Origin of the sequence: Pelistega sp. MC2, assembly GCF_900099475.1 — a bacterium.
Classification (GTDB): Bacteria; Pseudomonadota; Gammaproteobacteria; order Burkholderiales; family Burkholderiaceae_B; genus Taylorella; species Taylorella indica.
In genome coordinates this window covers 954842-969955 of the sequence record NZ_LT628275.1, presented here as the reverse complement: position 1 = coordinate 969955, position 15114 = coordinate 954842, and the positions used below count along the sequence as shown (strand labels likewise).

The window sequence follows — 15114 nt, the reverse complement described above, 5'->3', positions numbered from 1 at the left end:
TTATGGTATTGGTGATTTATGCAATTTATCATTTAATAACGTCAAAACGCAAATCATCATAAAAAAATAAGATTACAAAAATAATCAAGAAAATTCTTTACCCTAACATATTCAACCTTTCCTACCCCTAAAATACTAATTAATATTTACTAAACTCAGATAGCACAACTCTAGTATCTTATCTATCCGTCAGAGGCTAAATAAAAACTATACTCACCATGAAAAATCCCCCATAAAGGGTTGTAACCACTCTATGGGGGGATTTATAGTGAGAATAAAATTAAAAGATAGCCTTAAATTCTCTCTTGCATATATTTTCTCACCACTTCTACATCACAATCAACAACATCCACTCGTTGAGGAAGATTTTTCAATCCTTTGAGATGTTCAGGGATTGGTGCTGGCTGACCAATAGCCTCTTGTATCGTTTCAGTAAATTTAGCGGGTAATGCAGTTTCTAGGACCAACATTTTCACCCCCTCTTCTAGGTGTTCTCTCGCCACTTTTACACCATCCGCGGTATGTGGATCCATCAAGTAACCATGCTGTTCAAACTCGTGCTTAATCGTTGCTAGACGATCAGCATGAGTACTCATACCAGCCACAAAGCCATATTTTTCCTCAAATAATGGCTTCATCGTTGATAAATCAAACTCACCCTGTTGTGCTAAGCTATCCCAAAGAGCTTTAACCTTAGTACCGTCACTATCCAATAAATGATAAATAAATCGCTCAAAATTTGACGCTTTAGAAATATCCATTGAAGGACTAGATGTAGCATACGTATTGGCGGCTGAACGAGGACGATAAATCCCTGTACGGAAAAACTCTTCCAACACATTATTTTCGTTGGTAGCCACTACCAAATGCCGAATTGGCAATCCCATCATACGAGCAATATGGCCTGATAATATATTGCCAAAATTTCCTGACGGCACAGTAAATGAGACCTGTTCATCTGATTGGCTTGTCACACGCAACCACGCCCAGAAATAATAAACCACCTGAGCTGAAATACGCCCAAAATTAATAGAGTTCACCGCACCTAAATGATAGTGCTCTTTGAACGCTAAGTCATTCCCCAATGCCTTAACAATATCCTGACACTCATCGAAAACACCTTTAACAGATAAATTAAAAATATTTTCATCTTGTAAAGAGTACATTTGTGCACGTTGAAATTCGCTCATACGGCCAAAAGGTGACAACATAAATACCTTAATACCTTTTTTGCCACGCAATGCATATTCTGCCGCTGATCCTGTATCGCCAGATGTAGCCCCAAGAATATTCAAGGTTGCGCCACGCTTAGCTAGAACATATTCAAAAATATTGCCTAAAAACTGCATTGCCATATCTTTGAATGCTAATGTCGGTCCCTCTGATAATCCCACCAAACTAATTTGATCATCTAATTTCTTAATAGGCACAATCTCATCAGAACCAAACGCTTGTTTGTTATAACTCTTATGAGCTAATTGATGTAAATCATCTTTAGGAATATCCGTAATGAATAGGCTTAATACTTCTGTTGCCAAATCTGCATAGGATAATTGACGCCATTGCTCCAACATATCCGCACTCACTTGAGGCATGATTTCTGGCATAGCCAAGCCACCGTCTCTTGCTAATCCTTCTAACAAGATATCGGAAAAATTAACAGCTTGACCACCTCCTCGGGTAGATACATATTTCATGATAAATTCTCCATGCGCAGATGTGTAATCGCAGAGCGAACAAAATCTAAGCCCTCAATTTGTTTAATTGCTGCCAGCACATCACCTTCTTTAGCATTGTGTGTCAAGAAAATAATTGACGCCTGATTCTCGCCTTTATTGTCCTGTATCATAGAGCTAATGGAAATTTGATGACTTGCTAATACTTTAGCAATATCCGCCATCACGCCAGGTCTATCCTCTACACCTAGTCGTAAATAATAAGAGGAAATAACTTCTTCTATCGGTAAAATCGGATAATCAGCTAAAGCATCTGCTTGGAATGCCAAATGCGGGACACGATTTTCTGGGTCAGCCGTATGTAAACGTGTCACATCAACCAAATCTGCTACCACCGCTGAGGCTGTTGGTTCTGAGCCAGCTCCGGCACCATAGTAAAGCGTCTCGCCAATAGCATCCCCTTTAACCACTACCGCATTCATTGCCCCTTCAACATTAGCAATAAGCTTATTTTTAGGTACTAAACAAGGATGAACTCTTAACTCAATACCCTTTTCACGTCGAATAGCTAAACCTAGTAATTTGATACGGTAACCGAGACGATCTGCTGCCACTACATCTTCTTGTGCTAAATGACTGATACCCTCAACATAGACTTTGTCAAACTGCACAGGAATACCAAAAGCAATCGAAGCCAAAATGGCTAATTTATGAGCGGCATCAACACCTTCAATATCAAATGTAGGATCTGCTTCTGCATAGCCTAACTCTTGAGCTTTTTTAAGTACATCCGCAAATGGCAACCCCTTCTCTCGCATTTCTGTCAGAATAAAGTTTGTCGTACCATTAATAATACCAGCCAACCATTGGATACGATTAGCTGTTAATCCTTCACGAACAGACTTAATAATCGGAATACCCCCAGCAACCGCTGCCTCAAAGGCAACAATCACTTTTTTATTGCTAGCGGCGGCAAAAATCTCATTCCCATGCATTGCCAATAATGCTTTATTGGCTGTGACCACATGTTTACCATTTTCAATCGCTTTAAGCACAAGCTCTTTTGCTAGAGTCGTGCCACCGATTAATTCAACCACGATATCAATATCAGGATCATTAACAACAGTCATTAAATCATTATCAACTGGCACTGCGGCACCAACAACATTGATAGCTTTAGCAGGCGTTCTTGTAGCAATTCTAACAATTTCAATATGACGCCCTGCACGACGTGCAATTTCTTCAGCATTACGAGTCAATACATTCCAAGTACCACTCCCCACAACACCAAAACCTAATAAACCAACCTTAAGGGGATTTAACTGACTCATTTCAGATAGCCATCCTTTTTAAACATTTCCTTGATACCACGTAATGCTTGCTTAGTACGCTGCTCGTTTTCAATCAAAGCAAAACGAACATAATCATCACCTAATTCACCAAAACCAATGCCCGGTGAAACAGCCACTTTTGCTTGGGCTAATAATTTTTTAGAGAATTCCAATGACTTCATATGTGCATATTGTTCTGGGATTTTTGCCCAGATATACATAGAAGCTTTAGGGATACCAACCATCCAACCTATTTCATGCAAACCTTTGACAAGCACATCACGACGTTTTTGATACTCTTGAGTAACTTCATGTACACAATCTTGTGGACCTTCTAATGCCGCTATTGATGCTACTTGGATAGGCGTAAACGTACCATAATCATGGTAAGACTTAATACGAGCTAAGGCATTAACAATTTCTGCGTTACCTACCATAAAACCAACACGCCAACCCGCCATATTATAGCTTTTACTCATCGTAAAAAACTCAACAGCCACATCCTTGGCACCGGGCACCTGCATAATAGAAGGTGCTACATAACCATCAAAAGTAATATCTGCATAAGCAAGGTCATGCACAACAATAATATTTTCTTCCCTAGCGAGCTTAACAATACGCTCAAAAAACTCTAACTCAACACATTGTGCTGTTGGATTGCTTGGGAAGCCAATAATCAACATTTTAGGTTTAGGGAATGTATTGTGAATAGCTGATTCAATTTCGGCAAAGAAATCAATATTTGGTCCCATAGGGATTGAACGCACATTAGCTCCCGCAATAACGGCGCCATAAATATGAATTGGATAACTTGGATTTGGCACTAGCACAGTATCCCCTTCATCCAATGTAGCTAGCATTAAGTGTGCTAAGCCCTCTTTTGAACCAATTGTTACAATCGCTTCTGAGTCGGGATCAAAGGCAACATCATAACGACGCAAGTACCAATCAGTAATCGCTTTACGTAAACGAGGAATACCTTTAGAAACGGAATAACCGTGAGTATCTGGTCGTAATGTGGCTTCAACCATTTTTTTAACGATATGTTCTGGTGTAGAGCCATCTGGATTACCCATAGACATATCGATAATATCTTCCCCACGTCGTCGCGCGGCCATTTTCAACTCACCAGTAATATTAAATACATAGGGTGGTAAACGCTGAATGCGAGGGAAATTTCTCATGATCATACCTTAAGAAAATTAAAATTATAAACTTATAAAAATAGCTTATTTTAGGCTTGAAATGCAAGGTATTTTGAATTTCCGCAGAATTTATTTTGCTTTATTTTTTTTCTTATAATATTAAACTATAACAAACCTGTCATATTAGGATACTAAGATAATAAAAACATTGGAGTTTATGTGCAATTACATCGAGAACCGCGAACAGCCCTAAATACCGTTACTGGTTATGGTGAAGATTATATCGAAGTCAATGATACACGCTATCACCATCCTATCTATTTTAAGCCCCACGGAGAAATATCAGAGTGGTCTGTGAATCACTTTACAGAGATTACTCTTGAACATATCGAAACAGCGGCTGGCCTAGTCAAAGCTAGCACATCTGCTTTAGACTTTCTCAACGATACTCCCCAAGTCAATTATATTGATGCACCAGAGATTATTATTATTGGTACTGGTAAGCGTCAGGCATTTATTTCACCTAGTATTCTTGCCCCTCTTATGCACGCACGTATAGGTATTGAGACTATGGACTCAAAAGCCGCTGCTCGAACATATAATGTACTTATGTCAGAAGGCAGAAAAGTGGCTATTGCCTTATTAATTGACTAATTATTTTAAGAAAAGGATATTCATATGAGTCAAATTGAAATTGGAAAAAAAGTACCCGACTGGAATGCTGAAAGTAACCAAGGAACCTTATCACTCAAAGATTTCGCAGGAAAAAAACTAGTATTGTATTTTTACCCTAAAGATAGCACGCCTGGTTGCACGACAGAAGCACAAAACTTTAGAGATAGCATTGAAGAATTTTCTCAACTCAATACAGCTGTGGTTGGTGTTTCCCGCGACTCTCTTAAATCACATGACAACTTTAGTACTAAACAAGACTTGCCTTTCGCCTTGATTTCAGACCCAGATGAAACATTATGTGAATTATTTGGTGTGATGAAGCTTAAAAATATGTACGGTAAACAAGTGCGAGGTATAGAGCGCTCAACGTTTGTGATTGATGAAAATGGTATTCTGCAACAAGAATGGCGTGGCGTTAAAGTGCCACAGCATGTTGAGACTGTTTTAGCCTTTATCCGTGGCCTTAACTAATCCCCCTTAAATCTAACCCTCAGGAAATTGATATGCCTTTACCAAAAATGCCCACTACTCTAGCGAGTAAAGTTGATGTATCCAAAGAACCTAAAGCAGAGTTAACACCATCGACGACTGGACAAACTCCTTTACGCACTAAGGCAAACCTGACTGAGGGGGTGAAACCCACAACAGTAGCAAACAATACAACCGTAAGTACAGCAACAGCGCCTAATAAACCCTCTGTTGCATCAACGGCCTCTACTACTACCACTAAAGCATCTGAGAAAAAAGCGACAAAACCGGCTAATCGTCACCATAAAAAAGCTAGCTCACAAGGCACTGGAGCCACTAAACTCTTTGTATTAGATACCAATGTGCTATTGCATGACCCAACCTCATTATTCCGCTTTGAGGAACATGATATTTACTTACCCATGATGGCACTAGAAGAGTTAGACCATAATAAAAAGGGTATGACAGAAGTCGCACGTAATGCACGCCAAGTCAGCCGTACACTAGATGATCTATGTACAGAGTCAACAAACCTCTCCGAAGGGCTAGCTTTAAATAGTTTAGGCAATAAAGAAGCTACTGGTCGCCTCTGGTTTCAAACTGAAAAACTTGATGATCCTTTAAGCATTGCCCTGCCCTCTGGAAAAGCAGACAATATGATCCTCACCGTGGTACAAAGCTTGCAAAATCAATTTCCACAACGCCAAGTAACGCTTGTGTCTAAAGACATCAATATGCGTCTTAAAGCACGTGCTCTTGGCTTAAGTGCTGAAGACTATTTAAATGACCACACGGTTGAAGACTCTGATTTAATCTATGAGGGCAATATTCTTTTACCCGATAATTTTTGGGTAAAACATAGCAAAGATATGGAGTCGTGGACACAAGCTGGTACGACTTTTTATCGCATTAAAGGCCCTCATGTAGCGGATTTTAGTGTGAATGAGTTTGTGTATTTTGAAGGCGATAGCCCTCTTTACACTCAAGTAAAAGAAGTCAGTGGCAAAACCGCTGTACTAGCAACAATCCGTGATTATACGCATCCTAAAAATAATGTTTGGGGCGTTAGTGCACGTAATCGTGAGCAAAATTTTGCCCTCAATTTACTGATGAATCCTGATATTGATTTTGTTACTTTATTAGGTCAAGCCGGTACAGGTAAAACATTATTGGCCTTAGCGGCTGGGCTTACCCAAGTATTAGAAACCAAGCGTTACACAGAAATTATTATGACCCGTGCTACCGTATCGGTCGGTGAAGATATTGGTTTCTTACCGGGAACAGAAGAAGAAAAAATGCAACCATGGATGGGCGCCTTAGAGGATAACTTAGAGTTTTTAAATACACGTGCACGCCAAGATAGCTCCATTCAATGGGAACGCAGTCTTAGTAAGGAAATTATCCAATCGCATATCAAAGTAAAATCAATGAACTTTATGCGTGGACGAACTTTTTTAAATAAATTTGTGATTATTGATGAAGCACAAAACTTAACACCTAAACAAATGAAAACCCTTATCACTCGTGCAGGTCCGGGGACAAAAATCGTTTGTATGGGTAATATTGCACAAATTGATACCCCTTATTTAACCGAGGGCAGTTCTGGTATTACCTACGTTGTGGATCGTTTTAAAGGCTGGCCACATTCAGGACATATTACATTGCAAAAAGGCGAACGTTCTCGCTTAGCTGACTATGCGAGTGATGCACTCTAGGCTAGCATAGCAAAAAGACTAATTTTTATCACGGTTGAATACTTTTTTGCTATGATAAGAGTCTCTTTTTGCTGTAAGAAAGGCTAACTATGAAATATCCTGGTAATGTATTTATGATATCTGCTCCTAGTGGTGCGGGAAAATCCAGTTTGGTCAATGCATTATTAAAAAAATATCCTGACATCCATTTATCCATATCATGTACGACTAGACCAGCTCGTCCTGGTGAAGAGCATGGTCGTGAATATCATTTTGTTTCAGTGGAAGAATTTTCTAAATGGCGTGAGCATAATAACCTCTTAGAATGGGCGGAAGTACATGGTAATTTTTATGGTACACCTCGTCCATTCGTAGAGGAAAAAATCAGAAATGGTGAAAATATTTTGCTAGAAATTGATTGGCAAGGTGCACGTCAAGTACGTAAACAATTTCCGGATATTATTGATATTTTTATCCTCCCCCCCTCTATTGAAGAACTTGAAAATCGCCTGAAAAATCGTGGTCAAGATTCAGACACCGTCATTTCTCGCCGATTATTAGCTGCAAGTAGTGAAATTGCCCACGCAGATGAGTTCGAATATGTTATTATTAATGACTCATTTGATACTGCTTTAACACAATTAGAACAAATTGTTTCAACAGCTGGATTACGTTATCCAAGTCAAGCGGTAAAGCATCACAAACTTTTTGCTGAATTGGGAATTTCTTATACCCCAAAATAATATTTTAGGTTTTTATCATGGCTCGTATTACTGTAGAAGATAGTTTAGAAAAAATCCCTAATCGTTTTGATTTAACATTAGTCGCCACTTACCGTGCTCGTGAATTAGCACAAGGCCATCAACCTCGCGTAGAAGTCAATAATGACAAACCTACTGTAATTGCTTTACGCGAAATTGCCGAAGGCAAAACTGGCTTAGAAATGTTAAGCAAAGTACCTACTTAATAGGGAGATGTGCTGATGGGTCTCAAAGGTGTGTCATCATCATTTCTTAATGCCTTACGTCAGAAGTCACCTTTTAAACGTAAGCAGAAAAAACCTGCAGCACAATCGTTAACTAATCCAACCCCTACCCCATCTCCAAAAGGTGATTTATTTGATGGGGTATTGTCGCAAATAAAAACTTACCTCCCCTCTACGGATGTTGCACAAATTCGTGAGGCTTTTTTATTTGCTGAAAAAGCACACACTGGGCAAATGCGCTCTAGTGGTGATCCTTACATTACTCACCCTGTCGCCGTTACCGAAATTTGTGCCCATTGGAAACTAGACCCTAATGCGTTGATGGCAGCGCTATTGCATGATGTCATTGAAGATCAAGATATCAAAAAATCTGAAATAGCTGAACGTTTTAACGAAGATGTCGCTGATTTAGTCGATGGCTTAACCAAGTTAGAGCGTATTAATTTTGCGAGCAAAGCCGAGCAACAAGCCGAAAGCTTTCGCAAAATGTTGCTAGCCACAGCTAAAGATGTTCGTGTTATTTTGGTGAAATTAGCAGATCGCTTGCATAATATGCGCACGCTGGACGGCGTGGATGCTACTAAAGCAAGAAGGGTCGCTAATGAAACATTAGAGATTTATGCTCCTATCGCCAATCGTTTAGGTTTAAACAATCTCGTCCGTGAGTTTGAAGATTTAGCTTTCGCTGCGTATTATCCCAATCGTTATCGTGTACTAAAAAAAGCACTAGAAAATGCCCATGGCACTCGTCGTAATCTCTTAGGCAAGATTACCGATAATATCCGTGCAGCCCTCCCAGCCTATGGTATTGAGGGCAAAATTGCCAGCCGTGAAAAAACACTCTATAGCATCCATAAGAAAATGAAAGAACAAAAAAAATCATTTTCAGATGTATTGGATATTTATGGATTTAGAATTATTGTAAATACCCTCACAGAATGCTATATCGTGCTAGGTGTATTACATCAACTTTATCGCCCTGTTCCGGGAAAGTTCAAAGACTATATTGCTATACCAAAAATCAATGGTTACCAGTCTCTACATACAACACTTGTAGGTCCTTACGGTACGCCTATTGAGTTCCAAATTCGTACTATACATATGGACCATATTGCAGAAGAAGGTGTGGCTTCTCATTGGCTATATAAGAGCGATGATATGACCTTGAGTGATTTGCAAAAGCAAACTCATCGTTGGTTGCAATCATTATTGGATATCCAAAGTCAAACAGGTGACTCCTCAGAGTTCCTAGATAACGTCAAAGTGGATTTATTCCCTGACTCTGTTTATGTGCTTACACCAAGAGGAAAAATTATTTCTCTACCACGTGGAGCTACACCAATTGATTTTGCTTACTCAATTCATACCAAAATTGGTACACATGCCGTATCCGCTATTATTAATGGTCAAGCGGCACCACTCAAAACTACCTTAGTGAGTGGAGATACGGTCGAAATTATCACCTCAGACTCAGCCACACCTAACCTACAATGGCTCAATTATGCTCGTACAGGCAAGGCTCGTTCTGAGATTCGTCATTATCTCAAAACAGTTAATTTACAAGAATCCATTCTTTTTGGTGAAAAACTCTTAATTCAAGCGCTTAAAGATTTGAATATCACTATGCCATCTAGAGATGATCCTCTATGGGCAAAACTGGCTAAAGAATCTGGTGCTTCTAGTATTGATGACATTCTCACTGATATTGGCTTGGGTCGTCGCTTAGCGTCTGTAGTGGCTAGACGCTTTGTTATTGATTCTCCAATGATTGCTACGAGTGCAACTGACCTAGATGAATTAAATGCTGCTCACTCAACTCAAATCCTTATCCAAGGTAACGAGGGACAATCTGTAACCCTTTCTCGATGTTGCTCTCCTCTACCTGGCGATAGTCTAATCGCTGTTGTACGCCCTGGCTATGGACTTGTCGTTCATACAGATGACTGCCCTGTTGCACTTAATCAACGCAAAAAAGAACCAGAACGTTGGGTTTCTGTTGGTTGGGATGATGAACCAAGTAAATTACTCACTACTCGACTAACAATTACCTTTGATAATGAAAAAGGTGTTCTAGGTAAAATTGCTGCTCAAATTGCTGCAGCGGATTCAAATATTGTCTACCTTAGCATGAGTGATGAAGCGTCGAAAATCGCCACATTAAATATCACTTTACAAGCAGAAAATCGTAAGCATTTAGCGCAAATCATTCGCTCAATACGTCAAGTATCTCAAGTACGTAATATTGTACGTACAAAAGGCTTCTAATCAGTTACATAATTTATACATCCCGATACTTTCCAAAAGCCTGGCGATTTAGCCGTACCAATAAAAAAGCTCATCAAATACTGATGAGCTTTTTTTATTAACTAACTCTCTCTCATAGGCTAGTTTTTTAAAATGATATTGTGGCAATTTCAGGGCTTAATAATTAACGAATTAACGAAACGATAATGCACTATCTAAGTCTTCAAGAATTTGTGTCAAATCGCCACGCAACTGCTGAATTTCTTTAGCACTTAGTCGTACCGCACTATCCGTTCCTGCCGTATCTCTCACTTCTCCAAGGCGATTACGTGCACCACTAATAGTGAAACCTTGATCATAAAGTAACTCACGAATCTTACGAATTAATAACACTTCATGATGTTGATAGTACCGACGATTGCCACGACGTTTAACAGGGCTTAGCTGTGTAAACTCCTGTTCCCAATAACGTAAAACATGAGGTTTTACATTACAAAGTTCTGATACTTCACCAATTGTGAAATAACGCTTTGCCGGAATTGGTGGCAAACTTTCTGTAGATATCAATTCTGTCTGTATTGTCATAATTCTTTTCTAATACGGTTTGAAGTTCCCTTATTTTACACGATTTTAAACCAATATTTTAAAGTACAGTATTAGGGTCTTCGATAATCGCTTTTAGTTTCTGACTGGCATGAAATGTCACCACACGACGAGCTTCGATAGGAATCACTTCTCCTGTCTTGGGATTACGACCTGGTCGAGCAGGTTTATCACGCACCTGAAAGTTACCAAACCCAGACAGTTTAACTGAATCACCCTGAGCCAAAGACTCTTTGATTTGATCAAAAAACGTATCCACAATATCCTTTGCCTCACGTTTATTTAACCCTACAAAATCAAACAGCATTTCAGCTAAATCAGCTTTAGTTAGTGTTTTATTGTCAGCTTGCATTGTTTAACTTCCTTTTTTATTAACGTTGACGAACACCAAATTGTTCTATCCAAATAGCCAAAACCTTTGCCATACATTGCTCTACACGTGCATCTTCCAAAGTAACAGCAGGATCTTGTAAGGTAAAGCGGAATGCTAGACTACGCTCAGCAACCTCACTTTTAGCATCTTTCCAAATATCAAATAAATTAATATCTTGAATAATTGAGAGCTCAGGTACTTTACGACTTGCTTGCTGAATACTATCAATCAAAGACTGTACTGCGAGCGTATTTGGCGCCCATACAGCTAAGTCACGAATCACGATTGGTTGTTTTGATAGTTCTTTTGGCTGATACAATGCTTGTGCTTTTAACGATGAAACTGTCACCTCAAACACAACTGGCGCATGATTAAGCTCATATTTTTGTACCCATACAGGATGAAGCTCACCCACAAAACCAACTACTTTACCCTCTAACACAATCTCTGCACTACGCCCCGGGTGCAACGCAGGGTGATTAGTTAAAGGCACAAATGTTAATTGTGCAGCTGCACGACCATAAAGGTTTTCAACATCTTTTTTGACATCGAAGAAATCGACCTGACGAGCAGCCAGTCCCCATTGTTCGGGATATGCCAATCCCCAAGAAGCACCGGCAAGGTGTAAGGGTTGATCAACATTAGCCACGGTCAAATCACCGTCATGTACTGAAGCATTACGACTAAATATACGTCCCAACTCGAATACTTTCACTCTGTTTTGTTTGCGTTTAGCATTGTAAACAATATTCGCAATTAACCCTGCCGTCAAACCTGAACGCATCACAGCTAATTGGCTAGCAATTGGATTTAATAAGGCAATAGGATCTTTATTCCCCATAAAGTCCTCTTCCCAAGTTCGCTCCACAAAACTGAAATTCACCACTTCTTGATAACCTTGAGCAGCCATCACTTGGCGCATAGTATGTTCACTACGCACAGTTTCATCCGTTGGTAGCATGATTGCCGGAACAATTGGTGCTACATCAGGAATATTGTCAAAGCCATAGATACGCGCCACCTCTTCAATCAAGTCCTCTTCGATTTCAATATCGAAACGGTATGACGGAGGCGTTACCGTAAACACATCATTTGCTTCTGTAAATACCAAACCTAATTGAGTAAAAATACTAGCGACCTGCTCTTTGCTAACAGCAATACCTAGAATTTTTTGGCAACGTGCTAAACGTAATTGTACGGGTTTACGCTCAGGCAAATTTAAAATTTGGTCATCAATAGGACCAGCTTGACCACCACATAGCTCAAGTACTAAGCGAGTGATGTATTCCATATGCTCTGTGACATGATGAAAATCTACACCTCGTTCAAAACGATGGCTTGCCTCAGATGAGAATTTAAAGCGACGAGCACGACCAGCAATAGCATCAGGATACCAGAAAGCACCTTCTAGATAGACATTTTTTGTCTCATCTGAAACAGCAGTTGCCTCACCACCCATAATACCAGCAAGACCTTCGATCGTATTGCCTGCAACAATAACACCTACTTCAGCATCTAATTCCACTGTTTGACCATTGAGTAACTCCAAACTTTCGCCCTCTTTTGCCCAACGAACACTAATATCACCATTAATTTTATCCAAGTCGAACATATGTGTAGGACGACCTAACTCAAGCATTACATAGTTAGAGATATCAACTAGAATAGAAACTGAACGCTGTCCTGCCGCTTCCAAACGTGCTTTCATCCAATCAGGTGTGGCTGCCTTAGCATTCACCCCACGAATCACACGACCAGCAAAACGACCACATAAATCAGTCGCTTGTACATTAACTTTTAGCGTATCCTGAATTGTCACAGGGACAGGTGTAAAATCAAATGTTTTTAATGGTGCATCAGTTAATGCAGCTACTTCACGAGCAACACCATAAATAGATAAACAGTCTGCACGGTTAGGCGTTAATTTGATTTCAATAACATTGTCATCAAGTTTTAAGGCATCACGAATATTTTGTCCTACAGCTAATGTTTCATCTAACACTAATAGACCTGAGCTTTCTTCTGAAATACCTAATTCTTTGGCTGAGCAAAGCATACCAAAAGATTCTTCACCTCTTAGTTTGCCTTTGGAAATCTTAAAATTTCCTGGTAATACCGCACCAATCGTTGCTAAAGGAACTTTGATACCTTTGGCGGCATTCGGTGCACCACATACAATTTGTAAAAGCTCACCAGTACCTGCATCAACCTGACAAATACGTAATTTATCCGCATTTGGATGCTGTGCGATCTCTTTGATTTCAGCGACAACAACACCACTAAAAGGAGGAGCAATAGGCTCAACTCCCTCTACCTCAAGCCCAGCCATTGTTAGGCGATGAGTTAATTCTTCTGTGTTTAAATTTGGGTTAGCAACTTCACGTAACCAAGACTCTAAAACTAACATGATTAATTATCCAAATAAGAAGTTACACGGTTAAACATTGAATTGCTTTAAAAAACGCAAATCACCTTCGTAAAACTGGCGTAAATCATTAATGCCATAACGTAACATTGTCAAACGCTCAATACCCGAACCAAACGCAAAGCCTACATATTTTTCGGGATCTAATCCATAATGGCGAATAACCACAGGATGCACTTGACCAGAGCCAGAAATCTCTAACCAGCGACCTTTATTGGGACCTGACGTAAACATCATATCAATTTCGGCTGATGGCTCTGTAAAGGGGAAGAATGATGGACGGAAACGCACGCATAAATCATCTGTTTCAAAAAATGCGCGTAAGAAATTCGTATAAACACCTTTTAAGTCTGCAAAGGAAATGTTTTCATCAATCCATAACCCTTCAACTTGATGGAACATCGGTGAGTGAGTAGCATCAGAGTCTACACGATACGTGCGACCGGGTGCGATGACCTTAATAGGTGGTTTGTGCATACGTGCATAGCGCACCTGCATCGGACTTGTGTGGGTACGAAGCAATAAAGGCAAGCCTTTTGCATCTTTCATATCCACATAAAATGTATCTTGCATGGAACGTGCAGGATGGTTTTCTGGATTATTGAGGGCGGTAAAATTTGTCCAATCATCCTCAATCTCTGGACCATCTGCCACAGCAAAACCAATTGATTTAAAGATTTGTTCAATACGTTGCCATGTTTGAATCACTGGGTGAATACCACCCATGTCAATTCCTCTACCTTGTAGAGTCACATCAATCGTTTCTGCGGCTAGACGAGCATTTAATTCCGCTTGCGCAAACGCTTCGCGACGATCTTTTAGCAACTGTTCAATAGCCTGCTTAGCCTGATTAATACGTGCACCTTCTTCACGTTTTTCTTCTGGTGATAATTGGGCTAAACCTTTCATTAACGCCGTGATACTACCACTTTTACCTAGAAACTTGGCTTTTTCATTTTCCAAAGAAGCAGCATCAGGTGCATTTTCAAAACTGTGTTTTGCTTGTTGAATTAAATCATCGAGAGTCTGTGACATGACATTACCATACATTAAAAAAACAAACGGAGCCCAAATTTGAGCCCCGCCTGCAAGGGTTTTACAATCAATTTTTTAATAAATTAAAACACTGATTAAGCACCTAGGGCCGATTTAGCTTGTTTAACAATAGCAGCAAAACCTGCTTTGTCATTAACAGCCATATCAGCTAATACTTTGCGGTCTAACTCAATAGCTGCTTTTTTCAAGCCAGCGATAAATGCACTGTAAGTTAAACCTTGATCACGAACAGCAGCATTGATACGAGTAATCCATAAAGCACGGAAAGTGCGTTTTTTGTTGCGACGGTCACGGTAAGCATACTGACCGGCACGCATTACCGCTTGCTTAGCAACACGGAACACGTTACCGCGACGACCACGATAACCTTTAGCAGCATTAATAACTTTTTTGTGACGAGCACGTGCGGTTACACCGCGTTTTACGCGAGGCATAGTAT

General features: G+C 39.8%; 14 protein-coding genes. 6 read left to right on the top strand and 8 right to left on the bottom strand.

What is annotated here, in order from left to right; all coding sequences use genetic code 11:
- Positions 1-293 precede the first annotated feature (293 nt).
- From thrC to alaC, 3 genes are read right to left on the bottom strand one after another with little or no spacing between them, the layout of a single operon-like run.
- Positions 294-1697 carry a threonine synthase gene (gene thrC / locus BQ4443_RS10230; RefSeq protein ID WP_071058889.1) on the bottom strand — a complete coding sequence of 468 codons (1404 nt, stop codon included), beginning with the start codon at positions 1695-1697 and terminating at the stop codon, positions 294-296.
- Positions 1694-3007, bottom strand: coding sequence for a homoserine dehydrogenase (locus BQ4443_RS10225; RefSeq protein WP_023949056.1), 1314 nt, complete (start codon positions 3005-3007; stop codon positions 1694-1696). Before BQ4443_RS10225 ends, thrC begins: the two co-directional genes overlap by 4 nt.
- Positions 3004-4191: an alanine transaminase gene (gene alaC / locus BQ4443_RS10220; RefSeq protein WP_071058887.1), complete on the bottom strand. Its 1188-nt coding sequence runs from the start codon at positions 4189-4191 to the stop codon at positions 3004-3006. The genes BQ4443_RS10225 and alaC overlap by 4 nt, the downstream gene beginning before the upstream one ends.
- A 180-nt stretch (positions 4192-4371) precedes the next feature.
- Between alaC and BQ4443_RS10215 the strand changes: the two genes are divergently transcribed.
- From BQ4443_RS10215 to BQ4443_RS10190, 6 genes are all read left to right on the top strand, one after another.
- Complete coding sequence (locus tag BQ4443_RS10215) at positions 4372-4806, top strand: Mth938-like domain-containing protein (protein ID WP_071058886.1); 435 nt, start codon at positions 4372-4374, stop codon at positions 4804-4806.
- Between the two features lie 24 nt (positions 4807-4830).
- Positions 4831-5298 (top strand): peroxiredoxin, encoded by a 468-nt coding sequence (locus tag BQ4443_RS10210; RefSeq protein ID WP_071058883.1) that lies wholly within the window; start codon positions 4831-4833, stop codon positions 5296-5298.
- A gap of 32 nt (positions 5299-5330) precedes the next feature.
- Positions 5331-7010, top strand: coding sequence for a PhoH family protein (locus BQ4443_RS10205; protein WP_023949054.1), 1680 nt, complete (start codon positions 5331-5333; stop codon positions 7008-7010).
- A gap of 89 nt (positions 7011-7099) precedes the next feature.
- The gene (gmk, locus tag BQ4443_RS10200; protein WP_071058881.1) at positions 7100-7732 is read left to right on the top strand and encodes a guanylate kinase; all 633 of its coding nucleotides are present in this window, start codon (positions 7100-7102) and stop codon (positions 7730-7732) included.
- 17 nt (positions 7733-7749) lie between these two features.
- On the top strand, positions 7750-7956 hold the full coding sequence (gene rpoZ / locus BQ4443_RS10195) for a DNA-directed RNA polymerase subunit omega (protein ID WP_023949052.1): 207 nt from the start codon (positions 7750-7752) through the stop codon (positions 7954-7956).
- A gap of 15 nt (positions 7957-7971) precedes the next feature.
- A complete protein-coding gene (locus tag BQ4443_RS10190; protein ID WP_071058879.1) occupies positions 7972-10239 on the top strand; it encodes a RelA/SpoT family protein in 2268 nt (755 codons plus the stop codon).
- Positions 10240-10410: 171 nt separating this feature from the next.
- Here the strand turns inward: BQ4443_RS10190 and BQ4443_RS10185 are convergent, their stop codons facing one another.
- The 5 genes from BQ4443_RS10185 to rplT form a co-directional block, all read right to left on the bottom strand.
- Positions 10411-10803 (bottom strand): MerR family transcriptional regulator, encoded by a 393-nt coding sequence (locus BQ4443_RS10185; protein WP_071058877.1) that lies wholly within the window; start codon positions 10801-10803, stop codon positions 10411-10413.
- Between the two features lie 58 nt (positions 10804-10861).
- The gene (locus BQ4443_RS10180) at positions 10862-11173 is read right to left on the bottom strand and encodes an integration host factor subunit alpha (RefSeq protein ID WP_023952486.1); all 312 of its coding nucleotides are present in this window, start codon (positions 11171-11173) and stop codon (positions 10862-10864) included.
- Positions 11174-11192: 19 nt separating this feature from the next.
- On the bottom strand, positions 11193-13601 hold the full coding sequence (gene pheT / locus BQ4443_RS10175; protein ID WP_071058875.1) for a phenylalanine--tRNA ligase subunit beta: 2409 nt from the start codon (positions 13599-13601) through the stop codon (positions 11193-11195).
- Positions 13602-13631: 30 nt separating this feature from the next.
- Positions 13632-14654 carry a phenylalanine--tRNA ligase subunit alpha gene (gene pheS / locus BQ4443_RS10170; RefSeq protein ID WP_071058988.1) on the bottom strand — a complete coding sequence of 341 codons (1023 nt, stop codon included), beginning with the start codon at positions 14652-14654 and terminating at the stop codon, positions 13632-13634.
- 95 nt (positions 14655-14749) lie between these two features.
- Positions 14750-15109 (bottom strand): 50S ribosomal protein L20, encoded by a 360-nt coding sequence (gene rplT / locus BQ4443_RS10165; RefSeq protein ID WP_023952490.1) that lies wholly within the window; start codon positions 15107-15109, stop codon positions 14750-14752.
- Positions 15110-15114: the final 5 nt, after the last annotated feature.